Raw genomic sequence first — 25,892 nt, forward strand, 5'->3', positions numbered from 1 at the left:
TTACTTCTTCTCGCGCCAGGCCCGCTCGAACGGTAGCCGCCAGGCGTGCGGCGCGATGAGCTGGTGGATCGCGTTCGGACCCCAGGTGCCGACCCCGTAGGGCTTGACCTCGGGTGGGTTCTCCAGCAGCGGCGCCGAGCGCTCCCACAGGCTCTCGATGCCCTCCGCGGTGGTGAACAGCGTGTGGTCACCGCGCATCGCGTCGAGGATCAGCCGCTCGTAGGCCTCGAGCACGTCACCGGCGCGCTCGGTCTCCTGGGTGGAGAACTGCATCGACAGCTTCTCCAGCCGCATGCCGGGTCCGGGCCGCTTGCCATAGAACGAGAGCGACACCTTGGACTCGTCGGCGAGGTCGAAGGTCAGGTGGTCAGGTCCGGCCGACCCCACCCCCGAGTTCGCCGGGAACATCGTCCGCGGCGCCTCCTTGAAGGCGATCGAGATGATGCGGGCACCCTCGGCCATCCGCTTGCCGGTCCGCAGGTAGAACGGCACGCCGGCCCAGCGCCAGTTGTCCAGGCCCACGCGCAAAGCGATGAAGGTCTCGGTGTCGCTGTCCGGCGCCACCCCGTCGAGCGAGGTGTAACCGGCGAACTGGCCGCGCACGACGTTGGCCGGCTCGATCGGCAGCAGGGAGCGGAAGACCTTGTTCTTCTCCTCGCTGATGGAGCGCGGCTCCAAGGCCGTCGGAGGCTCCATCGCCACGAACGCCATGACCTGGAACAGGTGCGTCACCACCATGTCCTTGTAGGCGCCGGTGGACTCGTAGAAGTTGGCCCGCTGGTCCAGGCCCAGGGTCTCGGGGATGTCGATCTGCACGTGGTCGATGAAGTTGCGGTTCCAGATGGGCTCGAACAGCCCGTTGGCGAAGCGGAACGCCAGGATGTTCTGGGCCGCCTCCTTGCCCAGGAAGTGGTCGATCCGGAAGACCTGGCTCTCGTCGAACGTCTCGTGCACCTGGTCGTTGAGTGCGATCGCGCTCGCCAGGTCGGTGCCGAAGGGCTTCTCCATGACGACGCGGGAGCGCTCGACGAGTCCGGCCTCGCGCAGCATCGTGATGACGTTGACCGCAGCCTTGGGGGGCACGGACAGGTAGTGCAGGCGCCGCACGTCCGGGCCGAGCTCGGCCTCGGCCTCCGCGACGGCCTTGGCCAGCGCCTCGGGGCCGGCCGTCTGGGGAACGTAGGTCAGGGTGCTCGCGAAGGAGTCCCACTGCTCCTGGGTGAGCGGCCGGTGGGTGAACTCGTCGAATGCCTGCTTGGCGAAAGCGCGGAAGCCCTCGGCGTCGAGGTCGTCCAGCGAGGTGGCCACGAGCCGCATCTCGGGCGCCAGCTCTGAGACGTCCAGGTGTGCCAGTCCCGGGAGGAGCTTGCGCCGGGCCAGGTCCCCGGTGGCGCCGAAGAGCACGACCACGTGCGGGTCGGCCGCCTCGATCGGCGACCTGGAGGTCGACCTCACGGCTGCGGGGTAGCTGATGGTCTGGGCGTTTCGCCTCGCCTGCTCGGACACGTTCCGATCATGTCACCGGGGCCCAGCGGGCGCACGCGTCACGTGAGTGGAGGCCGACCCTGCGCTGAGCGGGCTCACGCCACCGCTCAGGCGGCGACAGCGGGCGTCGGTTCGGTGCTCTTGACCCGCTCGGGCGACTCCTCCTGCTGCCGGTGGCGGTACCAGCCGTAGGCAAGGAGCGCGCAGACGACGCCGTTCGCCATGCCGACGACGACGTCGGTGACGTGGTGCATGCCGCGGTAGAGCCGGGCATAGGACACCAGCAGCGGGACGAGCATGCACACCACCGAGGTGAGCCATCGCAGCCAGGCGCGCTTGATGGCCATGGCGAGCAGCGTGAGGGTGAGGTAGAGCGCGAACGAGGCGCCCACGTGCCCGCTGGGATAGCTCGAGGTCGGGGGAGCGGGGTCCAGCTCGGTCACGTGTGGCCGGGGGCGCCCGATGACGTGGGTGGCGATGACGAAGATCGTGGCCTGGAGGGCGATCGCGATGGCCGGGGTCACCGAGAGCCGCCAGCTGCGCGTGCGCCACAGCAGGATGGCCGTCATCACGACACAGACGCCGATGACGATCTCGGTGTTGCCCAGGTGGGACCAGACCGCCGTGATGGAGTTCCAGGTTGCGGTGCGGTGGCTCGCGAGGTCCTTGTTGACGGACTCCTCGTCACGAGACAGGGGGAGCAGCGGCCCCTTGAGCAGCAGGCCGATACCGACGATGACCCCCCAGACGACGACTCCGGGCGCGATGGCCCGGGTGAGCAGGTCGACGCCGTCCTGGCGGTGGATCCGAGACATGGGGAGAACGTAGTGCCTGGAGGCAGGGTTCACCCAGCGAACAGCCCCGTGGGGCTCAGCTGCCTGCGCCGACTCGGACGACCAGGGCCCCGGGCAGCACCCGTGCCGAGATGGCCATGGCCTTGCCGATGGGGTCGCCGTCGATCTGGACCTCCTGCGCCCGGTCCGCGCGCACCTGGATCTGCGTGCTCGTGTGGTGGTCGACGCGCTCGTGGCCCTTGCGCCGCTGCGAGGCGATCCGTGCTGCCACGGCCGCCCAGCCCACGACGCCCTGCGGGGAGAGGATGACGGTGTCGAGCAGCCCGTCGTCGAGCACGGCCTCAGGCATCAGGACGAGCCCGCCGAGCAGCCGGCCGCAGTTGCCCACCACCACCGTGCGGGTGCGTCGGCTGAACTCCTCCTGCTCGTCCACCTGGATGCGCACCTTGAACTGGGGTCCACGCAGGTTCTTGGCTCCCGACACGACGTACGCCGCCGGTCCGACCGTCGCCTTGAGACGTTCGGGCGCACCCGCCATGATCGCCGCGTCGAAGCCGAGTCCGGCCATGACGACGAAGACGTGGCGCTGCGGCCGCTCGTGCTCGCCGGACGCGTCGAGGGTCAGCTCACCGGCGTCGATGCGCTTGTTCTGACCAGTGAGAGCCACGCGGAGCGCGTCGTCGAGGTCGTCCACCGGCAGGTCGAGGTTGCGGGCCAGCAGGTTGCCGGTGCCCCCGGGCAGCAGGCCCATCGGGGTGTCCGTGCCGACCAGTCCGGCGGCGACAGAGCGCACGGTGCCGTCCCCGCCCAACGGGCAGACCAGGTCGACGCCCTGGGACAGCGCCTCCTTGGCCTGGCCCGTGCCGGGGTCGTCCTCGGTCGTGCTGATGAACAACGGCTCCTGCCAGCCGAGCTCTCGACACCGCGCGGTGATGCGTCGCTGCACGGACTCGAGGTTGTCGAACTTCGTGGGGTTGACGATCACTGCCGCCCGGCGCCGGGGGGTGTCGTCGGCCACGGTGCCCTCAGGGCGGAACTCGTTGCGGTGGGGACGCCGTCCCCAGCGGCCGGGCCTGGTCGAGCCGTCGCCACCTCGCCGGGGCCGCGCCGCAGCCCACCCGGCGATGCCCAGTGCCACGATCAGGACGAGGGCGATGGCGCCGATGGTGAGCCAGCCGGCATGGTCGTGAAGCACGGGCCGACGCTACCTCACGCACGGCGCCCGCTCGCACGGTTCGCTGGCGGCATACCTTTGCGCCATGGGCGACGAGCGGACCGGTGACGTGCAGACCAGCGGCAGCGAGGCGGTGGTCGCCGACACCAAGGACTGGACGTGGACCATCGCCCGCGCTTGTCCCGAGTGCGGGTTCGAGGCTTCTGCCGTCCAGGCTCCGGAGGTGGCGGAGCGCGTCCTGTCCCTGACCGGCCCCTGGCCCGCGGTGCTGTCACGACCTGACGTGCGTCGGCGTCCGGAGCCGGGCGTCTGGTCGCCTCTGGAGTACGGGTGCCACGTGCGGGACGTATGCCGTGTGTTCGAGGCCCGTGTGCGGCTCATGCTCGCCGAGGACGACCCGCGGTTCGAGAACTGGGACCAGGACGCCACCGCGGTCCAGGAGGGCTATGCAGAGCAGGACCCTGGCGTGGTTGCCGCCGCTCTGGCCGAGGCGGCTGCTCGAGCATCCTCCGCCTTCGACGAGGTGGGCGACGTCCAGTGGGACCGGCGGGGGCTGCGCAGCAACGGCTCGCAGTTCACCGTGCTGACCCTGGGCCAGTACTTCCTGCACGACCTGGCCCACCATCTGGTCGACGTCGGCGCCTGACCAGGCCTCGATAGGCTGGCCCGGTGATCGACATCAAGCTCCTGCGCGAGGACCCGGACCGGGTCCGGGCGAGCCAGCGCGCCCGTGGTGAGGATGAGGGGATCGTCGACACGATCCTCAAGGCCGAGCAGGTCCGCCGCTCCTCGTTGACCGAGTTCGAGCAGCTCCGGGCCGAGCAGAAGTCCTTCGGCAAGCAGGTCGCTCAGGCCAGCGGTGACGAGAAGCAGGCCCTGCTCGCCCGGTCCAAGGAGATGTCGGCGCGGGTCAAGACCCTGCAGGCCGAAGCCGAGGCGGCCGAGGCGCAGCTCGACCTCCTGGTCCGCCAGATCGGCAACATCGTCGAGGACGGCGTGCCGGTCGGCGGCGAGGACGACTACACCGTGCTCGAGACCGTGGGCGCCATCCCTGAGTTCGACTTCGAGCCGCGCGACCACCTGGCGCTCGGGGAGGCGCTCGGGGCCATCGACATGGAGCGGGGCGCCAAGGTGGCCGGGTCCCGGTTCTACTTCCTGACCGGCGTGGGCGCGCGCCTCGAGCTGGCCCTGCTGAACATGGGGATCGCCCAGGCGGTCGAGCACGGCTTCACGCCGATGATCACGCCGACGCTGGTCAAGACCGACGTGATGGCCGGTGCCGGGTTCATCGACAAGCACGCCGACGAGGTCTACCGGCTCGAGGCCGACGACCTGTTCCTCACCGGCACGTCCGAGGTCGCCCTGGCCGGCTACCACGCCGACGAGATCCTCGACCTCTCTGCGGGCCCGAAGCGGTATGCCGGGTGGTCGGCCTGCTACCGCCGCGAGGCGGGGTCGCATGGCAAGGACACCCGCGGCATCATCCGCGTGCACCAGTTCCACAAGGTCGAGATGTTCACCTACTGCCGGGTCGAGGACGCCGCCGCCGAGCACCAGCGGCTCCTGTCCTGGGAGAAGGACATGCTGGCCAAGATCGAGGTCCCCTACCGCGTCATCGACACCGCGGCCGGCGACCTCGGCGGACCGGCGGCGCGCAAGTTCGACTGCGAGGCCTGGGTGCCGACCCAGGGCCGCTACCGCGAGCTCACCTCCACCTCGAACTGCACGACATACCAGGCCCGGCGGCTCAACACCCGCGAGCGCGACCCGCACGGCTCGGGCACCCGCGCCGTCGCGACCCTCAACGGCACGCTCGCGACGACCCGCTGGCTCGTGGCGATCCTCGAGAACCACCAGCAGGCCGACGGGTCGGTCGTCGTGCCCCAGGCGCTGCGGCCGTTCCTCGGGCTCGAGGTCCTCAGACCGGCATGACGGTCGCCCCCCACCTGGTCGCCCTCGACCTCGACGGCACCACGATCAACCACGCCGGCGAGCTCTCGCCGGCGGTGCGTGCGGCGGTCCAGGAGGTGGTCGCCGCGGGCCATCACCTCATCGTCTCGACCGGGCGGTCGATCGTCGCGACCACCACGGTCCTCGACGAGCTCGGGGTCTACGACGGGTATGCCGTGTGCTCCAACGGTGCCGTCACCCTCGAGCTGGACCCCATGGAGCGCCGGGGCTTCCGCATCATCGAGGCGGTGACCTTCGACCCGGCCCCGGCGCTCGACCTGCTCCGCGCCGAGTGGCCCGACGCCGTGGTGGCGGTGGAGGAGCTGGGCGTGGGGTTCAAGCTCAGCGCCCCGTTCCCCGACGGCGAGCTCCAGGGCGAGCTGCGCGTGGTCCCGTGGGAGGAGCTGGTCGCCGACCCCGTGACCCGCGTGACGTTCCGGGCACCCAACGGCACGGCCGAGGACTTCCTCGCGCTGACCGAGCGGATCGGTCTGCACGGCGTGAGCTACGCAGTCGGGTTCAGCGCCTGGCTCGACCTCAACCCCGAGGGCGTCTCGAAGGGTTCCGCCCTGGAGATCCTCAGGCGCCGGCTCGGTGTCGACCCACGGCACACCCTCGCGGTCGGTGACCAGCGCAACGACATAGAGATGCTGCAGTGGGCGGCCCGGGGCGTGGCCATGGGCAACGCGCCGGACTCGGTCAAGGCGGTGGCCGACGAGGTCACGCTCGACGTCGACGAGGACGGTCTCGTCCCAGTGCTGCGGTCGCTCCTGTGAGACGGGGCGGCCGGGTGGCCTCCCCGGCGAGCGCCTCCGGGCTGTCACACTGGGCTCCGCCATGCCAGACCTGCTGATCTCCTCCCCGGCCAACCCGCGCCTGAAGTCGCTGACGGCGCTGCGCCGCCGCCGCACCCGCGAAGAGCTCGGTCGCACCCTCGTCGAGGGCTTCGAGGAGCTCTCCCTGGCTCTGGACGCAGGCGTCCTGCCGGAGTCGGTCTACTACTGCCCCGAGCTCATGCTGGACGCGCCGTCCCAGCTCGCGGTCGTGGAGCGGGCGCGCGCCGACGGCGTGGAGACGGTCCAGGTCTCGCGCGTGGCCTTCGAGAAGGCCGCCTACCGCGAGGGACCGGACGGCTTCCTCGCCGTGGTGCCCGCGCTTGTGCGCCGATGCGCCGACCTCGAGGTGGGGCCTCGTGCCCTCACGGTCCTGTGCGAGGGCGTCGAGAAGCCCGGCAACCTCGGCGCCATGCTGCGGACGGCCGATGCAGCGGGGGCCGAGGCCGTCATCGCCGCCGACCCGGTGACCGACTGGGGCAACCCCAACCTGGTTCGCTCGAGCAAGGGCACCGTGTTCAGCGTGCCGGTCGCGAGCGACCCGACCGGTGAGGCGCTGCGCTGGCTCGACGAGCAGGGCATCGCGCTCGTGGCGACTACTCCCGACACCGATCTCGACTACACCGACGTCGACTACACCGGGCCCGTGGCCATCGCCGTCGGCGCCGAGAAGTACGGCCTCACCGAGCAGGTGCTGCGCCACGCGGCATACAGGGTCCGCATCCCCATGGTGGGCCGCGCCAACTCCCTGAACGTCGCCACCTCGGCTGCGATCGTCATCTACGAGGCGGTGCGGCAACGCCGCAGGTCAAGCCAGCACCACTGAGCAGACCCGTGTCAGGGGCACTGTCTGGGGTGTGTAACGATGTCGGGTATGCGAGTTGATCACGTTTCGTATGCCGCGGAGCACGACGGTCTTCGCGCGACAGCTGAGCGCTTGTCCAAGCGCATCGGGGTGGATCCTGTCGACGGGGGCGTGCACCCGAGGTTCGGCACTCGCAACATCATCCTTCCGCTGGCGCACGACCGATACGTGGAGGTCGTCGAGGTCCTCGACCACCCCGCGTCCGACAAGGCGCCCTTCGGCCAGGCCGTGCGGGCCCGCTCCGCCAACGGCGGAGGCTGGCTGGGTTGGGTCGTGGCGGTCGACGACCTGTCCCCGTTCGAGGAGCGGATCGGGCGGCACGCCGTCGACGGCAACCGCTACCGCCCGGACGGCACCGAGATCCGGTGGCGCCAGCTCGGCGTCAAGGGGCTGATCTCCGACCCACAGCTGCCGTTCTTCGTCCAGTGGGCCGACCCCAGCCTGCACCCGTCAGTGGGGGCGCACACCGAGGTCACCATCGACAACCTCCAGATCGCCGGCGACCCCGAGCGCGTCCGCGAGTGGCTCGACCTGCCGGCCGACGAGACGTCCTCGGTGATCGACTTCACCTTCGTGGCCCCGCACGGCACTCCGGGTCTGCTGGCCGTCACGTTCGACACCCCGAACGGCAAGGTCACCGTCTGACCCCTGGGGGCGCTGGCTGCTCCCCACGTCATCCCGACGTGCTCATCGCTCTGTGAACGGCATACGGGGCGAACGGGATACGAGCCCGGTCAGTGCGGGGTCGCCGGCTCCGCGGTGGCGAGGCCGCGGACCGCGGGCAGCTGGGCGAGTCCGTTGACCACGATCGAGAACACCAGCAGACCGACCGCCCAGCCGTGGTGACCAGCAGCCCAGAGACCTATCGAGGCGAGGCCGAAGACCAGCACCTTGGTCACCGGCCGCACGACGGGTCCACCCATGGGCGCCTTGGGCGAGGCGAAGCCCCACCAGAGCGCGACGACGAGCACCACCATGGCGGTGGCCAGCAGCGCACCCCCCGCTGCGTGCCCCCAGACGGCGGCCGCAGCCGCGGCGAGGAGCTCGTCGAGGAAGACGGCGGCAAGGACGACCCATCCGGCAGCGACCACGGGGCCAGTCTGCCCGTCGCCCGGTCGGTCGAGAAAGTCTGTCAGTGGGGGAAGGCCGTCAGTCGAGGAAGTCGACCAGCTGGGGAGCGGCGCCGATGTAGGTCTGGGGCGTCAGCTCCGACAGCCGCTGGGCGACGTCGTCGGGCAGGCCGAGACCGGCGACGAACTCGCGCAGGTCGTCGCCCGTGATGCGCCGCCCCCGGGTGAGCTCCTTGAGCCGCTCGTAGGGGTTCTCCATGCCGGCCACGCCCTGGGCGCCGAGGGCGCGCATGGCCGACTGCACCGGCTCGCCCAGCACCTCCCAGTTGGCGTCGAGGTCGGCGGCCATCGCCTCGGGCACCGCGTCCAAGCCGGCGAGGCCGCGACCGGCGTTGTCGATCGCGAGCAGCGAGTGCCCGAACGCCGTCCCGATGTTCCGCTGCATCGAGGAGTCGGTCAGGTCCCGCTGGAGGCGGCTCTGGACGAGCGTCGAGCCCAGCACGTCGAACAGTGCGTTGCTGACCTCGAGGTTGGCCTCGGCGTTCTCGAAACGGATCGGGTTGACCTTGTGAGGCATGGTCGAGGAGCCGACCGTCCCCTGCCCGCGCACCTGGGCGAAGTAGCCCATCGAGATGTAGGTCCAGACGTCGGTGCAGAGGTTGTGCAGGATGCGGTTGAAGCGGGCCACGTCGGCATAGAGCTCGGCCTGCCAGTCGTGCGACTCGATCTGCGTGGTGAGCGGGTTCCACTGCAGACCGAGGGACTCCACGAACTCCCTGCTCAGCGCGGGCCAGTCGGCACCCGGGACGGCGGCGAGGTGCGCGCCATACGTGCCGGTCGCGCCGTTGAGCTTGCCGAGGTAGTCGGCACGTTCGACGCGGCGCAGCTGCCGGCCGAGCCGGTGCGCGAGGACGGCGAGCTCCTTGCCCATGGTGGTCGGCGTCGCCGGCTGCCCGTGGGTGTGCGCGAGGAGCGGCACGTCGCGCAGGTCGGAGGCCATCGTGGCGACGGTCTCGGCGAGGGCGGTCGCGCGGGGCAGCCACACCTGGGTGACGGCGCCCTTCACCATGAGCGCGTAGGACAGGTTGTTGACGTCCTCGCTCGTGCAGCAGAAGTGGATGAGCTCGGCCAGGCCGCGGTCCTCTTCGCGCGGCGCGATCCGCATGAGCCGCCGCTTGAGGAAGTACTCGACGGCCTTGACATCGTGCTGGGTCTCGCGCTCGATCTCGGCCAGCTCGGCGATCTCGGCCGCCCCGAAGTCGGCGACCACCTGGCGTAGCTGCCGCTGCTCGTCGTCGGTGAGCGCTCGGACGCCGGGGACCACCTGGTGGGTGGTGAGGAAGATGAGCCACTCGACCTCGACGTGCAGCCGCTCGCGGTTGAGCGCCGGCTCGGAGAGGTGGTCGACCAGCGGCGCCACCGCGCCCCGGTACCGCCCGTCGAGGGCGCCGAGGGCGATGGGCGGGGTCGCGTCAGCAAGCGAGGCCATGGGTCACAGTCTCCCAGAGCGCGACGACTGCGCCGCACACCGGTATGCCGCGGAGCCGCACAGCGCGCGGGTGTCGGGCCCGCGGCATACGGTGGCAGGTATGCGCTTCACGACTCTGGGAAACAGCGGCACTGTCGTCTCCACACAGTGCCTCGGCACCATGACCTTCGGTTCGGAGGCGGACGAGCGAGCATCGGGGGCGGTGCTGGAGGCGTTCGTCGAGTCCGGCGGCAACTTCGTCGACACGGCCGACGTCTACAGCAAGGGCGTGTCCGAGGAGATCATCGGTCGCTGGCTCGCCGCACATCCGACGGAGGCCCGCCAGCTCGTACTCGCTACCAAGGGGCGCTTCCCGATGGGAGACGGGCCCAACGACCTGGGGCTGTCGCGCCGGCATCTGCGCCAGGCGCTCGACGACTCGCTGCGGCGCCTCGGGGTCGAGCACATCGACCTCTACCAGATGCACGCCTGGGACGCCGTGACGCCGATCGAGGAGACCCTGCGGTTCCTCGCCGATGCGGTGACCGCCGGCAAGATCTCGTACTACGGCTTCTCGAACTACCTCGGGTGGCAGGTCACCAAGGCGGCGCTGACGGCTCGGGCGCACGGCTGGAGCGCGCCGGCGACGCTGCAGCCGCAGTACAACCTGCTGGTCCGCGACATCGAGCACGAGGTCGTGCCCGCCTGCCTCGACGCCGGTCTCGGGCTGTTGCCCTGGTCGCCGCTCGCCGGCGGCTGGCTCACCGGCAAGTACCAGCGCGACCAGCGACCCCAGGGCGAGTCCCGACTGGGCGAGGACCCGGAGCGGGGCATGGAGGCCTGGGGTCCGCGCAACGCCCAGGAACGGACCTGGGCCGTCGTGGATGCAGTGGGTGAGGTCGCCGACGAGCTCGGTGTGTCGCGGGCGCAGGTCGCCTTGGCATGGGTGGCAGCCCAGCCGGCCGTGACCTCGGTGATCCTGGGCGCGCGGACGGTCGAGCAGCTCACCGACAACCTGGGCGCGGCCGACCTCGACCTCTCTGCCAAGCAGCTCCAGAGGCTCTCGGAGGTCAGCGCGCCGCGTCCCGACGACTACCCCTACGGGACCGCCGGCGTGGCCCAGCGCGATCGGAACCTCGAGGGCGGCCGCTGAACCTCGGCTTCGGGGGCCCTCAGCCGAAGCAATAGCGGTCCAGCGCCGGGACGAGCTCGTCCTCCTCGAAGGACAGGTGCTCGAGCAGGGTCTGGGACAGCCGGTCGACCACCCGCCGGAGCGCCCCGCGTCAGGCGGCGCCGAAGCCCTCCGCTCACCGTAGGCGCTGGGCCGCTCGAACACCTCCAGGACCTCGGCCAGGGCCAGGTGCTGTCGAGCGTCGTCGTGGCGTCCCTGCCATTGGAGAGTCCGGCCGAGCAGCCGGTGCACGTAGCCGTCGGTGGGTCGCTCGGCGACGAGCTCGCGCAGGCCCGACTCGGCGCGACATGGTGGTCATGCCCGCAGAACCTAATTGCGGATTCGACTATTCCGATGGTGGTCGAGGGCGCGGCGGACGTGGTCGACGACGCCGTCGGCGGCGGCCGTGACCTCGGCATAGGTCTGGTCGAACGCGTCGTCCTGGCCGTACCACGGGTCGTCCATCTCGAGGTCGCCCGCCCGGGCCGACTCGGGGTCGAACGACCGGAAGAGCCGCACCTTCGCGCGCTGCTCGTCGGTGCGGGCGAGCCGGGTCAGGTCGCGTTGGTGCCCGCGGTCGGCCACCAGGACGAGGTCCACCTGGTCGAACCACGCCCGCTCGAACTGGCGGGCCACATGGTCGGCGCCGCCGAAGTCGGCGTGGCCGTTGCGCTCGAGCACGGCCAGCGTGCGCGGGTCGGCCGGGTTGCCCACCTCCCAGGAGTGCGTGCCGGCGGACTCGACCACGACGCGGTGGCCGAGCCCGGCCTCGGCGAAGCGCTCGCGCAGGATGAACTCGCCCATCGGCGAGCGGCAGATGTTGCCGGTGCAGACGACGACGACGCGGTAAGGCCCAGCGGCGCGAGCCGGACCGGTCGGGGTAGTCGCCATGTCAGTCCGGGTATCCGAGCGGGTTGGCCTCCTGCCACCGCCACTGGTCGGCACACATGTCCTCGATAGTGCGCGTGGCCCTCCAGCCCAGCTCGGACTGAGCCCGGCTCGGGTCGGCGTACGAGGCGGCGATGTCACCCGCGCGGCGCCCCACGATCTCGTAGGGCAGCTCGCGACCGCACGCGGCCTCGAAGGCATGCAGCACCTCGAGCACCGACGTGCCCTGACCAGTGCCGAGGTTCCAGGTGGAGACGCGCTCGTCGGTGCTGCCCAGCCTGGTCAGTGCGGCCAGATGGCCCGCCGCCAGGTCCTCGACGTGGATGTAGTCGCGCATCGCCGTGCCGTCGGGGGTGTCGTAGTCGTTGCCGAACACCCGCAGCTTGTCGAGCTTGCCCACGGCCACCTGCGCGATGAACGGCATGAGGTTGTTGGGGATGCCGGACGGGTCCTCGCCGATGGTGCCCGACGCGTGCGCTCCCACCGGGTTGAAGTAGCGCAGCAGCGCGATCCGCCACCGCTCGTCGGTCTTCGCGACGTCGCGCAGGACCTGCTCGATCATGACCTTGGTCCAGCCGTAGGGACTCGTCGCCGACGTCGGGAGGTCCTCGCGCATAGGGACCGGCGCGTGCTCGCCATAGACGGTGGCGGACGAGGAGAAGACGAGGCGGAAGCATCCGTGCCGCTGCATGGCCCGCACGAGGGCGAACGTGGAGTCGAGGTTGGTCTGGTAGTACTCGAGCGGGATCTCGACGCTCTCGCCCACCGCCTTGAGCCCCGCGAAGTGCACCACTGCGTCGAACTGGCGCTCGCTGAACAGCGACTCGGTCTTGTCGCGGTCGGTCAGGTCGAACGCGTGCACCTCCAGCGGACCGCCGGTCAGGGCTTCGAGCCGGGGGACGACGGTCGGTTTGGCGTTGGAGAAGTTGTCCACGACGACGACATCGTGGCCCGCCGCCACGAGCTGGACGACGGTGTGGGACCCGATGTAGCCGGCACCGCCGGTGACGAGGACGCGCATAGGGTCACCGTAGCTGGCGCGACCGACCGCGGAACTCGGCCACCACCGCACCGTCGGACTCCCTGGTCACCGTCACGTCGGTGAGGCCACTGCGCCCGTATGCCGTGCGAGCCCGTCCCTCGGCGACGAGGACGTCCCCGCGCCGGGCCGAGCTCACGAAGGTGATGTCCGCGCCGGCGGCCACGGTGAGGTGTCCTCGCGAGTTGCAGACCAGGGCGAAGGTCGAGTCGGCCAACGTGAAGATGTAGCCGCCGTGGGCGATGTCGTGACCGTTGACCATCTCGGTCGTGACGGTCATCCGGACCACAGCGTGGTCGACCTCGATGACCACCGCGTCCATCCCCAGTGCGCGGGAGGCCTCGTCGTCCTCCCACATCCGCAGCACGTGGCTCAGGTCGGCTGGGGCGCTGTCGTGCGGCTCGCTCACAGGTCCACCCTCGCAGCCAGGGCCGGGCTGGGCCGGTACCGGCCCCCGGGGAAGGCGCGGTCGAGGGTGGCCAGCTGCTCGGCGACGACGGCATACCCGATCTCGGCGCCCCACTCGAGCGGGCCGCGGGGGTAGTTGGTCCCCAGGCGCATCGCGGTGTCGACGTCGTCGGCCGTGGCCTCACCGCGGTGGACCAGGTCGACCGCCTCGTTGACGAGCATCGCGACCGTCCTGGCGACGGGGTCGGTCTCCACCGGGCCGCCCACGAGCTCCTCGAGCCGCCGCTCGTCGGGTACGGCGTCGCGCATGGTGCCGTCGGCGGCATACCGATAGATGCCCTCGCCGGTCTTGCGCCCCAGCCGGCCGGCGGCCACCAGGTCGCGCTGCACGGCGGTCGGCTCGTAGCGCGGGTCATGGTCGGTCTGCTCCCACACGCTCGTGCCCACCGCGAGGTTGACGTCCTGGCCGATGAGGTCGGTGAGCTCCAGTGGCCCCATCCGGAACCCGGCGCGACGCAGCGCCTCGTCGAGGGTGGCCGCGTCGGCGACCCCGGCCATCAGCAGGCGCTGGGCCTCGCCGTAGAACGGGCGGGCCACCCGGTTGACGATGAAGCCGGGTGTGGAGGCGCAGCGCACCGGCGTCTTGCCCCAGGCCGTCATGAGCTCGGTGGCGGTGGTCACGACGGTGTCGCTGGTGTGCGCGCCCCGCACGACCTCGACCAGGCGCATGACCGGCGGTGGGTTGAAGAAGTGCAGACCGAGCACGCGCGCGGGGTCCGGCACCGCCTCGGCGATCGCGGTGATGTCCAGGCTCGAGGTGTTGCTCGCCAGGATGGTGTCGGCGGGCTGGTGGGCGGCGAGCTCGGCGAACAGCTGCTGCTTGACGCCCAGGTCCTCGCGGACCGCCTCGACGACCACGGCGGACGGGGGCAGCTCGGCGACGTGGGTCACCGTGCTCAGAGCCTGGGCGACGGCCTCGAGCCGGGCGGAGTCGATCCGGCCCTTGGCCTCGAGGCGTTGGAGTCCGGCGATGATGCGGGCGACACCGTCCTCGGCCGCCCCGGTGACGGCGTCCACCAGGGTGACGGGGTGGCCGGCCATGGCGGCCACCTGGGCGATGCCGGCACCCATCGCGCCCGCGCCGACCACGGAGACATGGCTGGGTCCAGGCGGCGTCGTCATGTGACGCAGTCTCGCAGAACGACATTTCGACTGTCAGATGCGCGCTCGTACGATGAGGCCATGACTACGGCAACGGCGCCCGCCTCCCATCCCTTCGTCGACAAGCACCAGTCGGTTCTCGACGAGGCAGCTGCGGCGCTCGCCGCCCGCTCCTACTACTCGCGGTACCCCGAGTCGCCCTCGCCGCGGGTCTACGGCGAGGGGGCCGCGGAGGCCGGGCTCGCGGCCTACGAGGCGCTGCGGGACAACGCCTTCGGCGGTCTCGGCGACGTGCGCACGGACGGTCAGTGGGTGGGCGAGGAGGTCTCGCCTTACGGGCCTGCGCTCGGCATCACCTATCCCCACCTCGACCTCGACGCCGCGCTCACGGCGGCCGCCGACGCGATGCCAGCCTGGCGCGACGCCGGTGCGCGCACCCGAGCCGCGGTCTGCGTCGAGATCGTGGAGCGGATCAACCAGCGTTCGTTCGAGATGGCTCACGCGGTGATGCACACGACCGGGCAGCCGTTCGTCATGGCGTTCCAGGCGGCCGGACCGCACGCGCAGGACCGCGCCCTCGAGTCGATCGTTGCAGGCCTCGTCGAGCAGGAGCGGATCCCCGCCTCCGTGGTGTGGGAGAAGCCCGGGCGCGACAGGCAGGGCAACCCGGCCCCCATCCGCATGCAGAAGGACTACCGCGTCGTGCCCCGCGGGGTGGCTGTCGTCGTCGGCTGCAACACCTTCCCCACCTGGAACGGCTACCCGGGCCTGTTCGCGTCCCTGGTCACCGGCAACCCCGTCGTGGTCAAGCCGCACCCGCGGGCGGTGCTGCCGCTCGCCCTCTCCGTCGCCGTATGCCGCGAGGTGCTCGCGGACGCCGGCTTCAGCGCCGACCTGGTCCAGCTCGCCCCCGACGCGCCTGGCGAGGGGCTCGCGAAGGTGCTCGCCGAGCGGCCCGAGGTCCGGATCGTCGACTACACGGGTGGGCCCGCGTTCGGCGCCTGGCTGGAGGAGAACGGCGCCGCTCGCGGTCAGCTGGTCTATGCCGAGAAGGCCGGGGTCAACACCGTCGTCGTCGACTCCACCGACAACCTGCGTGGGGTCCTGGGCAACCTGGCGTTCTCGCTGACGCTGTACTCCGGGCAGATGTGCACGACACCCCAGAACCTCTACGTGCCGCGTGACGGGATCGCGACGGACGAGGGGACGGTGTCGTTCGAGGACTTCGGGGCCCGGCTGGCGGCGGCGGTGGGCAAGCTGACCGGTGACGATGCCAAGGCCGTGGAGCTGCTCGGCGCGACGGTCAACGACGGCGTGCGCGCCAACGCCGCCGGGCTGGCTGCCCTCGCCGAGGAGGCGGGCGGCACGGTCGTGCTGGACTCGCGCGAGGTGACCCACCCGGCATACCCCGAGGCAGTGGTCCGGGCCCCGGGGCTGGTGAGCATGGACGCGAGCCGTGAGGACGTCTACACCCAGGAGTGCTTCGGGCCGGTCGGCTTCCTCATCGCCACCGCCGGCACGGACCAGTCGCTGGCGCAGTTCCGCGACACGGTGCGCGAGCACGGGGCGATGACGGCGGCGGTCTACTCGACGTCCGAGGACGTGCTCGACGCGGCACGCGACGCTGCGGCCGATGCCGGAGTGGCGCTCTCGGAGAACCTCACGGGGCCGGTGTTCGTCAACCAGACGGCGGCGTTCTCGGACCTGCACGGCACGGGCGCCAACCCCGCGGCGAACGCGGCCTACGTCGACGCGGCCTTCGTGGCCAACCGGTTCAGGGTGGTGACCTCCCGCCGCCACGTCTAGACGCCGCCGTTCTGGCACCATCGGGGCATGCGCTTCCTCATCAAGATCGCGGTGAACGCGATCGCCCTGTGGGCCGCGGCGTGGCTGGTCCCGGGGATCTCGTTCGGCGGGGGCAAGCTCGGCTCGACGTTCGGGACCGTCATCCTGGTGGCACTCGTCTTCGGGCTCGTCAACACCGTCGTCAAGCCGATCGCGAAGTTCCTCAGCTTCCCGTTCATCATCCTGACGCTGGGGCTGTTCACGTTCGTCGTCAACGCCTTCATGCTCCAGCTCACCGAGTGGCTCTCCCAGCCGCTGGGGCTCTCGTTCACGATCCGGCACTTCTTCTGGGACGCCATCCTCGGCGCCCTGGTCATCACGGTCGTCTCGATGATCCTGCACTGGGTCATCCCGGACAGCGACGAGTGAGCCCGCCGACGCGCCGCATACAGTGACCCCATGAGCGACAGCGACGTCCGACTGCGCGCGGCCCTCGACCAGGTGCCGGCCTACGTCCCCGGCAAGCCTGCGTCCGCGCCCGAGGGGGTCACGGCATACAAGGTCTCCTCCAACGAGAACCCTTACCCGCCCCTACCGTCGGTGCTCGACGTCATCCGCGACGCCGCCGGCGCTGTCAACCGCTACCCCGACATGGCGGTCACCGCGCTCACGCAGGCGCTGGCCGACCGCCTCGGCGTGCCCGCTGAGCACCTGGCCACCGGCACGGGGTCTGTAGGTGTGCTCGGGCAGATCGTCCAGGCCACCTGCGACCCCGGCGACGAGGTCGTCTACGCGTGGCGGTCCTTCGAGGCCTACCCGATCGTCGTCGCGCTGGCCGGGGCGACCAGCGTCCAGGTCCCCCTCGACGACCAGGCCCGGCACCAGCTCGACGCCATGCTCGCCGCGGTCACCGACCGCACCAAGCTCGTCATCGTCTGCACGCCCAACAACCCCACCGGCCCGATGGTGACCCACACCGAGCTGGAGCGGTTCCTCGACGCCGTCCCCAGCCACGTGCTCGTGGTGGTCGACGAGGCCTACGTCGAGTTCGTCACCGGCGAGGACGCACCCCGCAGCCTCGAGCTCTACCGCGACCGCCCCAACGTGATGGTGCTGCGCACCTTCTCCAAGGCGTACGGCCTGGCCGGCCTGCGCGTCGGGTATGCCGTGGCGCACCCACCCGTGGCCGCGGCTCTGCGCAAGACCGCAGTGCCCTTCGGCGTGAGCTCCATCGCGCAGGCCGCGGCGGTGGCCTCCCTGGCGGCCTTCGACGAGCTCAAGGAGCGGGTGGACGCCCTCGTGGCGGAGCGCACCCGGGTCGTCGAAGCGCTGCGCGGCCAGGGGTGGTCGATCCCCGACACGCAGGCGAACTTCGTCTGGTTCGGGCTGGGCGAGCGCTCCGGCGAGTTCGCCGCGGCCGCCCAGGAGGCCGGGCTGACGCTGCGGCAGTACGGCAGCGACGGGGTCCGCGCCACCATCGGCGAGACGGATGCCAACGACACCCTCATCCGGGTGGCCGGGGAGTTCCTCGGCTCCTAGCCGGGCCCCGGGCTGCCGCCGGCCACGACGGCAGGCAGACTGGGCGCCATGGTCGACACCTGGCTCCCCCCGTACCTCGCCCACCCTGACCGCTACGGCCCCATGCCCTACCGCAAGGTCGGCCAGAGCGGCCTGCGCCTGCCTGCTGTCTCGCTGGGCCTGTGGCACAACTTCGGTGACGACAAGCCGTTCGCGACCCAGCGCGCGATCCTGCGGCGCGCCTTCGACATCGGCATCACCCACTTCGACCTGGCCAACAACTACGGGCCCCCCTACGGCGCCGCGGAGGCCAACTTCGGCCGCCACCTGGCGGCAGACTTCAAGCCCTATCGCGACGAGCTCGTCATCAGCTCCAAGGCCGGCTGGGACATGTGGCCGGGGCCCTACGGCGACGGCGGCTCGCGCAAGTACCTGGTCGCCAGCCTCGACCAGACGCTCCAGCGCACCGGCCTCGACTACGTCGACATCTTCTACAGCCACCGGCCCGACCCCGACACCCCGCTCGAGGAGACGATGGGGGCGCTTGCGTCCATCGTCAAGCAGGGCAAGGCGCTGTATGCCGGGATCTCCAGCTACGGCCCTGAGCTCACCGCCCGCGCCGCCGACCTGCTCGAGGAGATGGGCGTCCCGCTGCTCATCCACCAGCCCTCGTACTCGATGGTGAACCGCTGGATCGAGGGAGGCCTGCTCGACACCCTCGGCGAGCGCGGGATCGGCTGCATCGCGTTCAGCCCGCTGGCGCAGGGGATGCTCACGGACAAGTACCTCGCCGGCATACCGGAGGGTTCGCGGGCGAGCCAGGGCAAGTCCCTGTCGCCCGACCTGCTGTCGGACGAGGCCCTCACCCACGTCCGCAAGCTCAACGACCTGGCGCAGGAGCGTGGGCAGTCGCTCGCGCAGATGGCGCTGGCGTGGGCGTTGCGCGACGAGCGGGTCACCTCGGTGCTCATCGGCGCCTCGTCTGTGGCCCAGCTCGAGGACTCGGCGGCAGCCGTGGCCAACCTGCGGTTCTCCGACGCCGAGCTGGAGCAGATCGACCGCGACGCCGTCGAGGCGGGCATCGACCTCTGGCGCACCCAGTCCCAGCTCTCCTGACCCACTCCCTCGCTGGCCGGGGTGTGGAGGAGTCCGGATTCTGAGATTTTCGGTGAGGCGGATATCTTGGGCGCAGCAAGGCCCACATGTGAACGCCGTCACCCACGGCGGGACCAGCCTGCCGCATGATCCAGCAGCGGAGACCCCGCCCGGGTGACCGCGGCCCGAGCCGACGATGCCGTCATCCGCGGCACCGGAGGAAGAAGGAGTGCCTGTGAGCGACAACGCAGTCGCCAGTTCCGGCAGCGCAGCCAGCACCCGTCCCGCCGAGGACGACGTGCTGGCCGAGCTCATCGCCCCAGTGCCCGAGGTGGGTGACGGCGGACCCGAGATGGTCCAGCTCCTCACCCCGGAGGGTCAGCGCGTCGAGAACGCCGAGTACGACCACTACCTCGAGGACCTGAGCGACGAGGACCTGCGCGGGTTCTACCGCGACCTCGTCCTGATCCGCCGGGTCGACGCCGAGGCCACCGCCCTGCAGCGCCAGGGCGAGCTCGGCATCTGGGCCTCGCTTCTCGGGCAGGAGGCCGCCCAGGTCGGCTCCGGCCGCGCCATGCGTCCCCAGGACTATGCCTTCCCGACCTACCGCGAGCACGGCGTGGCCTGGTGCCGCGGGGTCAACCCGCTCAACCTGCTGGGCCTGTTCCGCGGGGTCAACCACGGTGGCTGGGACCCCAACGAGAAGAACTTCCACCTCTACACGATCGTCATCGGCGCGCAGACGCTGCACGCGACCGGCTACGCGATGGGCATCCAGCGCGACGGCGACGTGGGCACGGGCGACGCCGAGCGCGACGCGGCGGTGATCGCCTACTTCGGTGACGGAGCCAGCGCCCAGGGCGATGTCAACGAGGCGTTCGTCTATGCGGCGGTCAACAACGCGCCGGTCGTCTTCTTCTGCCAGAACAACCAGTGGGCCATCTCCGAGCCCAACGAGCGCCAGACGCGCATCCCGCTCTACCAGCGCGCCCGCGGCTTCGGCTTCCCCGGTGTGCGCGTGGACGGCAACGACGTGCTGGCCGTCTATGCCGTGGCCACCCAGGCGCTCAACGCCGCCCGCTCTGGACAGGGCCCCACCTTCGTCGAGGCCTACACCTACCGCATGGGTGCCCACACGACCTCGGACGACCCGACGAAGTACCGCGTCTCCGCGGAGGTCGAGGTGTGGAAACACCGCGACCCGATCGAGCGGCTCAAGGCCTACCTGGTGCACGAGAAGAAGGCCGACCACGAGTTCTTCGAGGCCATCGACCGCGAGGCGGACGCGCTCGCCGCCGAGGTCCGCGAGGGCTGCCTGAGCATGCCCGACCCCAGTGGCGACTCGATGTTCGACCACATCTACGTCGAGCCTCACCCGCTGGTCGAGGCCGAGCGCGCCGAGTTCGCTGCCTACCATGCCGGCTTCGAGGGTGAGGGGAGCCACTGACATGGGCACCATGACCATTGCCAAGGGCATCAACAACGGCCTGCGGGCCGCCATGGAGCGCGACCCCAAGGTCGTCCTCATGGGTGAGGACATCGGCAAGCTCGGCGGCGTCTTCCGCGTCACCGACGGCCTCCAGAAGGACTTCGGCGAGGACCGGGTCATCGACACCCCGCTCGCGGAGGCCGGCATCGTCGGCACCGCCATCGGCATGGCGCTGCGCGGCTACCGGCCGGTCGTGGAGATCCAGTTCGACGGGTTCATCTACCCCGCGTTCGACCACATCGTCAGCCAGGTCGCCAAGATGCGGGCGCGCTCGCTCGGCAAGGTGAAGCTGCCGATGGTCATCCGCATCCCCGTGGGTGGCGGCATCGGCGCAGTCGAGCACCACAGTGAGTCGAACGAGGCGTACTTCGCGCACACCGCCGGCCTCAAGGTCGTCTGCTGCTCCAACGCCGAGGACGCGTACTGGATGATCCAGCAGGCCATCGAGAGCGACGACCCGGTGCTCTTCTACGAGCCCAAGCGCCGCTACTGGGACAAGGGCGAGGTGGACGAGAGTGCCGCTCCGCGGGAGCTGCTCAAGGCGCAGGTATGCCGCGAGGGCACCGACGCGACGCTGGTCGCCTACGGCCCCATGGTCAAGACCTGCCTGCAGGCAGCCGAGGCGGCTGCGGCCGAGGGTAAGGACCTGGAGGTCATCGACCTGCGCTCGCTGAGCCCCCTCGACCTCGACACCGTCGCGGCGTCGGTGGAGAAGACCGGTCGGACGGTCGTGGTGCACGAGGCGTCCACGTTCCTCGGCATGGGTGCCGAGATCGCGGCCGAGCTGCAGCAGCGCTGCTTCTACCACCTCGAGGCCCCGGTGCTGCGGGTCGGTGGATACAACCTGCCCTACCCACCCAGCAAGCTCGAGGAGGAGTTCCTCCCCGACCTCGACCGGGTGCTCGACGCCGTCGACCGCTCGCTGGCCTTCTGAGAGGGGCTCGAAACCAATGTCAGTACGCGAGTTCAAGCTTCCTGACCCCGGTGAGGGCCTGACCGAGGCCGAGATCGTCACCTGGAACGTCAAGGTCGGCGACACCGTCAAGGTCAACGACATCGTCGTCGAGATCGAGACCGCCAAGTCCCTGGTGGAGCTGCCGGTGCCGTTCGCCGGCACGGTCACGTCGCTGCTGGTCAACGAGGGCGACACCGTCGAGGTCGGCACGCCGATCATCGCGGTCGACACCTCCGGTGGCAGCGGCGCCGGCGCCCCGACGTCCGTCCACGACGCACCTCCGGCCGGCGCCGTCGAGCCCGGCATGGAGGGCTCTCCGGCTCCCAAGCTCGAGGCCGCTGCTCGCGCCGCGGCTGCCGAGGAGGAGATCGAGGAGGGCAAGATCGGGGGCACGACCTCGACCGGTCGCACCGCCGTGCTCGTCGGCTACGGCGTCAAGCAGACCGAGGCCAAGCGGCGCCCCCGCAAGGGGGCGGTGCAGGCTGTGGCTCCTGCGGCCCCCGCGCCCGCGGTCGCCGCCCCGGCTCCAGCCGTCCCCGCGCCCGCCGCGCCTGTGGCCCGCGAGGGAGGTGGCCGCGCGCTCGCCAAGCCACCGGTGCGCAAGTACGCCAAGGACCTGGGGGTCGACCTGACCCAGGTCGCCGGCTCCGGCGAGGGCGGCATCATCAGCCGGGCCGACGTCGAGGCGCATGCCTCTGGTGCCACGAGCGGTGCACCCGCCGAGCGTGCCGGCCAGCCGGCATACGCGCCGGTCGTGCAGGGAGCGGGCGAGCGGGAGACGCGCACCCCGATCAAGGGCGTCCGCAAGATGACGGCCGCGGCCATGGTGGGCTCCGCCTTCACCGCACCCCATGTCACCGAGTGGGTGACCGTCGACGCGACGGCGACCATGGACCTCGTCGAGCGGCTCAAGGCGGACCGCGAGTTCAAGGACGTCAAGGTCACGCCGCTGCTGGTGCTGGCCAAGGCGCTGTGCGTGGCCGTGCGACGCCACCCCGAGATCAACGCCACGTGGGACGAGGCCAACCAGGAGATCGTGGTCAAGCACTACGTCAACCTGGGGATCGCGGCCGCCACCCCGCGTGGGCTGATCGTCCCCAACATCAAGGACGCCGACCGGATGTCCATGCGCGAGCTCGCCGATGCCATCGGCGCGCTCACAGCGACCGCCCGCGAGGGTCGCACGCAGCCCGCGGAGATGTCGGGCGGCACGATCACCATCACCAACGTGGGCGTGTTCGGGGTCGACACCGGCACCCCGATCATCAACCCGGGCGAGTCGGCGATCCTGGCGTTCGGGGCGATCCGCCGTATGCCGTGGGTCGTGCAGGCGGCTGACGGCACCGAGTCGATCGAGCCCCGTTGGGTCACCCAGCTGGCGCTGTCGTTCGACCACCGACTGGTCGACGGCGAGCTCGGCAGCAAGTTCATCGCGGACGTCGGGGCGATCCTGGCCGACCCGGCGCGAGGCCTCGTCTGGGGCTAGCGCCAAGAGGAACGAGTCGAGGTGAACACGCTGGCGATGGCCGGCGTGTTCACCTCGACTCGTTGGGGAGGGTGACTCGGGTCAGTGGGCCGGGGTCACCGTCGCGGCGGTCGCCGCCTCGGCATCCGCCCGGTCAGCGGCACCACGCTCCGAGTAGGCCGACCCGCCGCGCAGCTCGACGTGAGGCAGCAGCAGCATCACGAGGAACCCGACCACCATCACGCCGGCCCCGACGATGAACACCAGGTCCATGGAGTCGGAGAAGCCCTGCAGGAACGGCTTGGCCAGACGGGGGTCCAGGTGGTTGAGGAACGAGGAGTCCTTCAGGACGCCGCCCGAGGAACCGGCCGCTCCCGGGCCGCCGGACTGCGACGCCGCGAAGCTCTTGGCGAACGCCGCGTTGGCCGGGTCGTGCAGGGCCGCCTGGAAGTCCTTGGTGGGGGCGACCCTCTGCATGGCTGAGGTGATCTTGTTGGGCACCGTGGAGAACAGGATCGACAGGAAGATGGCGGTGCCGAGCGTGCCACCGATCTGACGGGTGAAGGTCGCCGAGGAGGTCGCGACCCCGATCAGGCGCGGTGAAACGGCGTTCTGGACGGCCAGGGTCAGGGGCTGGAAGTTGAAGCCCAGTCCCAACCCGAAGAACACCATCACGATCATGGTCTGCCACAGCGGGGTGTCTGCGTGGACGTAGTGGAACACGAACAGCGAGAGTGCCAGCAGGGCCGACCCGATGATGGGGAAGACGCGGTAGCGGCCCGTCCGGCTGATGATCTGACCCGAGATGATCGAGCCGCCCATGATGCCCAGCGTCAAGGGCAGCAACAGCAGGCCCGCCTTCGTGGGGCTGGACCCCTTGACGATCTGCAGATACAGCGGCAGGCACGCGAGGCCGCCGAACATGGCCATACCGATGAGGACCGAGGCGCCTGAGGCGACCGCGACGGTGCGCTCCTGGAACAGCGTGAGCGGGAGCAGCGCCTCCTCCTTCATGGCGCGCTCGACCAGCAGGAACGCGATCACACCGACGGCGCCGATGGCGTAGCAGAGGAACGCTCGGCCCGAGGCCCAGCCCCAGTCCTGGCCCTGCTCGGCGACGAGCAGCAGGGGCACGAGGCCGATGGTGAGCGTCGCGGCCCCCCACCAGTCGATGCGGTGGTCGAGACGCGTGTGGCGCAGGTGGAGCGTGCGGGAGACGACGACCAGGGCCGCGATGCCGATCGGCACGTTCACGAGGAACACCCAGCGCCAGCCGGTGATGCCGAGGATGCTGCTCTGCCCGGCGAGGAACCCGCCGACGACGGGGCCGAGGACGCTCGAGGTCCCGAACACGGCCAGGAAGTAGCCCTGGTACTTGGCGCGCTCACGAGGCGGGACGATGTCGCCGATGATGGCCAGCGCGAGGGAGAAGAGACCACCCGCGCCCAGGCCCTGGAAGGCCCGGAAGAAGGCGAGCTGCAGCATCGAGGTGGCGAAGGTGCACAGGATCGAGCCGAGGATGAAGATCGTGATCGCGGTGGAGAAGAACTTCTTGCGACCGTAGATGTCGGAGAGCTTGCCGTAGAGCGGGGTGACGATCGTCGAGGTGATCAGGTAGGCGGTGGTGGCCCACGCCTGCTGGTCGAGCCCCTTGAGGTCGTCGGCGATCGTGCGGATCGCGGTGGCGACGATCGTCTGGTCGAGGGCGGCGAGGAACATGCCCATCATGAGGCCCACCAGGATCGTCAGGATCTGGCGATGGGTGAGGGGTCCGTCGGGCCGCGCCGGGGCGGTGGCTGCCATGTCAGTTCTCCGGGGAGTTGAGAGTCGGTTGGGGGGTGCGTCGTGCGGGTTGATGTTCGCCGGAGGCCTCCACCGCGGCGCCGAAGCGCTCGAGGCTGGCCGCGAAGTCACGGGCCTGGTCGGGCGTCCAGTCGTCCATGAGCGTGCGGAACCACTCGGTGCGCTGCTGGGCGATGTCGGCGAGCAGGGCCTGTCCCTCGTCGCTGAGCCGGACCACCTGGGCCCGCCCGTCGTCGGGATCGCTGACCTTCTCCAGGAGTCCGTGTCCCACCAGGGTGCTGACCTGGCGGCTGACGGTCGAGACGTCGGAGTGGACGCACTCGGCGAGGGCCGACACCCGCCGCGGCTCTGCGGCGAGGTTGAACAGGACGGGGTAGGCCGTCGCGTCCACGGCGGGGTGGATGCGGGGGGCGTGCTGGCGGACGGCCTGCATGAGCTTCATCAGGCGGATGAGGCCGAAGCTGACACGCTGCGCAGTGTCGCGCTCGATGGAGTGGTCGGACATGAGAAACCTCTGGTGGAACCGTCGAGCTATGAACTTGCTTGCGACATACAAATATCACAGGGTGTTTGTATGATGCAAATAAAGCGAGGCGAGGCGCCGCCTCTCAGGGCACGAAGACGAGGTTCTCGAGCACCCGCCGGCCCACGCCCTCGTCGCCGTGCACGGTGAAGTGGATGTCGTCCACCGTGCCGCGCCCGGCCGCCCGCCGCGTCAAGGCGTCGGTCGAGAGGGTGATCGTGGTGAAGACGTCGAGCGGGTCCCCGTCGTGGGCCACCCCGGAGAACAGGGGTATGCCGCGCGCCTTGCCGCCCTCCTCGCCCTCCTCGACCCAGACACCGGCCCGGCCCATGACCGGACCGGTCACGTCGACGATGACGACGTTGCCTGGCTCGATGCCGGCGTTGCGCGCCACCAGCTTGGGCAGCTGCGAGAACAGGACGTCCATGAACACTGCCGCACCGCCGGAGTCGAGGTTGCCCGGGCGGCCCAGGGCCTGGCGGATGTCCTGCTCGTGGGTCCAGATGTCGAGGATGCGCAGGCGCAGGCTCTGACCCGCGGGACTGGGGCCGAAGGCGCCCCGGACCACCGTCTCCAGGGTCATCCCGGGGGCGCTGAACTGCTCCACGCGCTTGCCGAGCACCGTCTCCAGCTCGTCGACGACCTTGCTGCCGACCATGGCGCGGCGCTGCTCGACGGCCCGCTCGACGAAGGCGCCCTGCTCGTTGCGCACATGGGCGTAGTCGGGCACGGTGACGCGAGGCACCTCACCGGTGTGCAGCCAGGACTCCAGTCCCACGACATGGGAGATCTGGTCCTTGACCGACCAGCCCGGGCACGCGGTCGGCCGGTCGAAGTCCTTGTCGGTGCAGGCACGTCCCAGGTCGACCACCGCCTGAACGGTCTGCTGGTACGCCGAGACGAGTCCAGCGAGGTCTTCCGGGGCTGCCGGGTGCAGAGGCATGCCCCCACCC

Annotated in this window: 25 protein-coding genes; 13 read left to right on the top strand and 12 right to left on the bottom strand. The window is 70.6% G+C overall.

Annotated elements, in window-relative coordinates:
- The 3 genes from zwf to VGN50_RS01905 all read right to left on the bottom strand — a co-directional run bounded on the left by zwf (position 1) and on the right by VGN50_RS01905 (position 3,474).
- Positions 1–1,410: a glucose-6-phosphate dehydrogenase gene (gene zwf / locus VGN50_RS01895; protein WP_414694522.1), complete on the bottom strand. Its 1,410-nt coding sequence runs from the start codon at positions 1,408–1,410 to the stop codon at positions 1–3.
- 182 nt (positions 1,411–1,592) lie between these two features.
- A complete protein-coding gene (locus tag VGN50_RS01900) occupies positions 1,593–2,300 on the bottom strand; it encodes a phosphatase PAP2 family protein (protein ID WP_327442940.1) in 708 nt (235 codons plus the stop codon).
- A gap of 55 nt (positions 2,301–2,355) precedes the next feature.
- Positions 2,356–3,474 carry a diacylglycerol kinase family protein gene (locus tag VGN50_RS01905; RefSeq protein ID WP_327442941.1) on the bottom strand — a complete coding sequence of 373 codons (1,119 nt, stop codon included), beginning with the start codon at positions 3,472–3,474 and terminating at the stop codon, positions 2,356–2,358.
- Between the two features lie 64 nt (positions 3,475–3,538).
- Here VGN50_RS01905 and VGN50_RS01910 point away from each other — a divergent pair, with 64 nt between their 5' ends.
- The 5 genes from VGN50_RS01910 (at position 3,539) to VGN50_RS01930 (ending at position 7,746) form a co-directional block, all read left to right on the top strand.
- On the top strand, positions 3,539–4,099 hold the full coding sequence (locus VGN50_RS01910; RefSeq protein ID WP_327442942.1) for a DinB family protein: 561 nt from the start codon (positions 3,539–3,541) through the stop codon (positions 4,097–4,099).
- A 23-nt stretch (positions 4,100–4,122) separates the two neighbouring features.
- Positions 4,123–5,385: a serine--tRNA ligase gene (gene serS, locus VGN50_RS01915; protein WP_327442943.1), complete on the top strand. Its 1,263-nt coding sequence runs from the start codon at positions 4,123–4,125 to the stop codon at positions 5,383–5,385.
- Entirely contained in the window at positions 5,382–6,179 is a 798-nt protein-coding gene (locus VGN50_RS01920; protein ID WP_327442944.1) for an HAD family hydrolase, read from the top strand. The genes serS and VGN50_RS01920 overlap by 4 nt, the downstream gene beginning before the upstream one ends.
- A gap of 61 nt (positions 6,180–6,240) precedes the next feature.
- Positions 6,241–7,062, top strand: coding sequence for an RNA methyltransferase (locus tag VGN50_RS01925; RefSeq protein WP_327442945.1), 822 nt, complete (start codon positions 6,241–6,243; stop codon positions 7,060–7,062).
- A gap of 48 nt (positions 7,063–7,110) precedes the next feature.
- Positions 7,111–7,746, top strand: coding sequence for a VOC family protein (locus tag VGN50_RS01930; protein ID WP_327442946.1), 636 nt, complete (start codon positions 7,111–7,113; stop codon positions 7,744–7,746).
- Positions 7,747–7,835: 89 nt separating this feature from the next.
- Here the strand turns inward: VGN50_RS01930 and VGN50_RS01935 are convergent, their stop codons facing one another.
- Both VGN50_RS01935 and purB read right to left on the bottom strand, forming a co-directional pair.
- Positions 7,836–8,192 carry a DUF2568 domain-containing protein gene (locus tag VGN50_RS01935; RefSeq protein ID WP_327442947.1) on the bottom strand — a complete coding sequence of 119 codons (357 nt, stop codon included), beginning with the start codon at positions 8,190–8,192 and terminating at the stop codon, positions 7,836–7,838.
- A 58-nt stretch (positions 8,193–8,250) separates the two neighbouring features.
- A complete protein-coding gene (purB, locus tag VGN50_RS01940; protein ID WP_327442948.1) occupies positions 8,251–9,660 on the bottom strand; it encodes an adenylosuccinate lyase in 1,410 nt (469 codons plus the stop codon).
- Positions 9,661–9,760: 100 nt separating this feature from the next.
- Between purB and VGN50_RS01945 the strand changes: the two genes are divergently transcribed.
- A complete protein-coding gene (locus VGN50_RS01945) occupies positions 9,761–10,792 on the top strand; it encodes an aldo/keto reductase (RefSeq protein ID WP_327442949.1) in 1,032 nt (343 codons plus the stop codon).
- 348 nt (positions 10,793–11,140) lie between these two features.
- Here VGN50_RS01945 and VGN50_RS01950 read toward each other — a convergent pair whose 3' ends face one another.
- From VGN50_RS01950 to VGN50_RS01965, 4 genes are read right to left on the bottom strand one after another with little or no spacing between them, the layout of a single operon-like run.
- Complete coding sequence (locus tag VGN50_RS01950) at positions 11,141–11,701, bottom strand: low molecular weight protein-tyrosine-phosphatase (RefSeq protein ID WP_327442950.1); 561 nt, start codon at positions 11,699–11,701, stop codon at positions 11,141–11,143.
- A gap of 1 nt (position 11,702) precedes the next feature.
- The gene (gene galE, locus VGN50_RS01955; protein ID WP_327442951.1) at positions 11,703–12,719 is read right to left on the bottom strand and encodes a UDP-glucose 4-epimerase GalE; all 1,017 of its coding nucleotides are present in this window, start codon (positions 12,717–12,719) and stop codon (positions 11,703–11,705) included.
- A gap of 4 nt (positions 12,720–12,723) precedes the next feature.
- On the bottom strand, positions 12,724–13,146 hold the full coding sequence (paaI, locus tag VGN50_RS01960) for a hydroxyphenylacetyl-CoA thioesterase PaaI (RefSeq protein WP_327442952.1): 423 nt from the start codon (positions 13,144–13,146) through the stop codon (positions 12,724–12,726).
- Positions 13,143–14,327, bottom strand: a complete 1,185-nt coding sequence (locus tag VGN50_RS01965; RefSeq protein ID WP_327442953.1) for a 3-hydroxyacyl-CoA dehydrogenase NAD-binding domain-containing protein — start codon at positions 14,325–14,327, stop codon at positions 13,143–13,145. The genes paaI and VGN50_RS01965 overlap by 4 nt, the downstream gene beginning before the upstream one ends.
- A gap of 60 nt (positions 14,328–14,387) precedes the next feature.
- Here VGN50_RS01965 and paaN point away from each other — a divergent pair, with 60 nt between their 5' ends.
- The 7 genes from paaN (at position 14,388) to VGN50_RS02000 (ending at position 22,634) form a co-directional block, all read left to right on the top strand.
- Positions 14,388–16,112, top strand: a complete 1,725-nt coding sequence (gene paaN, locus VGN50_RS01970) for a phenylacetic acid degradation protein PaaN (RefSeq protein ID WP_327442954.1) — start codon at positions 14,388–14,390, stop codon at positions 16,110–16,112.
- A 27-nt stretch (positions 16,113–16,139) separates the two neighbouring features.
- Positions 16,140–16,520: a phage holin family protein gene (locus tag VGN50_RS01975; RefSeq protein WP_327442955.1), complete on the top strand. Its 381-nt coding sequence runs from the start codon at positions 16,140–16,142 to the stop codon at positions 16,518–16,520.
- Positions 16,521–16,550: 30 nt separating this feature from the next.
- Positions 16,551–17,630 carry a histidinol-phosphate transaminase gene (gene hisC / locus VGN50_RS01980; protein WP_327442956.1) on the top strand — a complete coding sequence of 360 codons (1,080 nt, stop codon included), beginning with the start codon at positions 16,551–16,553 and terminating at the stop codon, positions 17,628–17,630.
- A gap of 48 nt (positions 17,631–17,678) precedes the next feature.
- The gene (gene mgrA, locus VGN50_RS01985) at positions 17,679–18,725 is read left to right on the top strand and encodes an L-glyceraldehyde 3-phosphate reductase (RefSeq protein ID WP_327442957.1); all 1,047 of its coding nucleotides are present in this window, start codon (positions 17,679–17,681) and stop codon (positions 18,723–18,725) included.
- 214 nt (positions 18,726–18,939) lie between these two features.
- Entirely contained in the window at positions 18,940–20,151 is a 1,212-nt protein-coding gene (pdhA, locus tag VGN50_RS01990) for a pyruvate dehydrogenase (acetyl-transferring) E1 component subunit alpha (RefSeq protein ID WP_414694519.1), read from the top strand.
- A 1-nt stretch (position 20,152) separates the two neighbouring features.
- Positions 20,153–21,127 carry an alpha-ketoacid dehydrogenase subunit beta gene (locus VGN50_RS01995; RefSeq protein WP_327442958.1) on the top strand — a complete coding sequence of 325 codons (975 nt, stop codon included), beginning with the start codon at positions 20,153–20,155 and terminating at the stop codon, positions 21,125–21,127.
- 16 nt (positions 21,128–21,143) lie between these two features.
- The gene (locus tag VGN50_RS02000) at positions 21,144–22,634 is read left to right on the top strand and encodes a dihydrolipoamide acetyltransferase family protein (protein ID WP_327442959.1); all 1,491 of its coding nucleotides are present in this window, start codon (positions 21,144–21,146) and stop codon (positions 22,632–22,634) included.
- Positions 22,635–22,715: 81 nt separating this feature from the next.
- On the opposite strand, the gene VGN50_RS02005 is transcribed toward VGN50_RS02000, so the two are convergent.
- The 3 genes from VGN50_RS02005 to VGN50_RS02015 form a co-directional block, all read right to left on the bottom strand.
- Entirely contained in the window at positions 22,716–24,416 is a 1,701-nt protein-coding gene (locus tag VGN50_RS02005; protein ID WP_327442960.1) for an MDR family MFS transporter, read from the bottom strand.
- Position 24,417: 1 nt separating this feature from the next.
- Positions 24,418–24,921 carry a MarR family winged helix-turn-helix transcriptional regulator gene (locus VGN50_RS02010; protein WP_327442961.1) on the bottom strand — a complete coding sequence of 168 codons (504 nt, stop codon included), beginning with the start codon at positions 24,919–24,921 and terminating at the stop codon, positions 24,418–24,420.
- A gap of 103 nt (positions 24,922–25,024) precedes the next feature.
- A complete protein-coding gene (locus VGN50_RS02015; RefSeq protein ID WP_327442962.1) occupies positions 25,025–25,882 on the bottom strand; it encodes a maleylpyruvate isomerase family mycothiol-dependent enzyme in 858 nt (285 codons plus the stop codon).
- Between the last annotated feature and the right edge of the window lie 10 nt (positions 25,883–25,892).

The sequence above is a fragment of the Pedococcus sp. genome (assembly GCF_036000045.1).
Classification (GTDB): domain Bacteria; phylum Actinomycetota; class Actinomycetes; order Actinomycetales; family Dermatophilaceae; genus Pedococcus.